Source organism: Candidatus Hakubella thermalkaliphila (genome assembly GCF_013281975.1).
GTDB lineage: Bacteria > Actinomycetota > Humimicrobiia > Hakubellales > Hakubellaceae > Hakubella > Hakubella thermalkaliphila.
Map to the genome: position 1 here is coordinate 1 of NZ_BLRZ01000327.1, position 947 is coordinate 947.

At 51.5% G+C, this 947-nt stretch carries 1 protein-coding gene; it reads left to right on the forward strand.

What is annotated here, in order from left to right:
- Nucleotides 1-119 precede the first annotated feature (119 nt).
- On the forward strand, nt 120-923 hold the full coding sequence (locus HW443_RS11915; RefSeq protein WP_176232120.1) for a Druantia anti-phage system protein DruA: 804 nt from the start codon (nt 120-122) through the stop codon (nt 921-923).
- The last annotated feature ends 24 nt before the right edge of the window (nt 924-947 follow it).

Here is a 947-nt window from a genome sequence, read left to right on the forward strand (position 1 = left end):
TTAATTGAGCCACAACATATTGTAGGTATTCAGGTAAATGACGTTGTAGGGATAACTTAAAATTTTGCGCTCCTTAGAAACTCTTGCGTTCGGTGCCTGGTTGTGCTATATAGTAGTTCATGAGTGCAGGGATTAAATACCGGGGCCGGCTTTTCACAAAAGAAGATGTGGCCTTTATTCAAAGGCTCATAGCTGCCCATCCCCAGGCTAGCCGTTGTTTCCTATCCCGGCAAATTTGTCGGGCCTGGAATTGGCAGCAGGCCAATGGGGCTCTTAAAGACATAGTCTGCCGGGGCCTGCTTCTTCGCTTGGAAGCTGAGGGGCTCATCCAATTACCGGCGCGGAAGCGGGTTCCCCCCAATCCCTTGGCTCAGCCAAGTGTTCCCCCACCTCTCTCTATCGATCAAACCCCTCTGGAGTGTGGACTTAAAGATATTCAGCCCGTGGAACTGCGCCAGGTGCGACGCACTCCTGCTGAGCCACTCTACCGGGGCCTCATGGCTCGATATCATTATCTGGGCTACAGTCAACCGGTGGGCGAGCACTTAAAGTATGTTGCCTTTGCCCAAGGCCGTCCCGTGGCTTGCCTGGCCTGGTGCTCGGCGCCCTGGCATATTGGCTGTCGGGACCGCTTTATTGGCTGGTCACCCCAACAGCGAAAAAAGAATCTTTGCCTTATCGTCAACAACACTCGCTTTCTCATACTACCTTGGGTTCGGGTTCCCTATTTAGCCTCTCATCTTTTAGGCTTAAGCGCTCGCAGGCTTCCTCAGGACTGGCAGAACTTCTACGGCCATCCCCTCTATTGGCTGGAAACCTTTGTGGACAGCGAGAAGTTTGAAGGCACCTGTTATCAGGCAGCCAACTGGCGCTTATGTGCTATAGCACATAAGATCCATTATGTGACCTCCGCAGTTATGTGACCTAAAGAAAAAAAAGGCCTTTAT

What these genes read in the sequence shown, in the direction of transcription:
- HW443_RS11915 (WP_176232120.1), top strand. Translation starts at nt 120, where the DNA reads ATGAGTGCAGGGATTAAATACCGGGGCCGGCTTTTCACAAAAGAAGAT.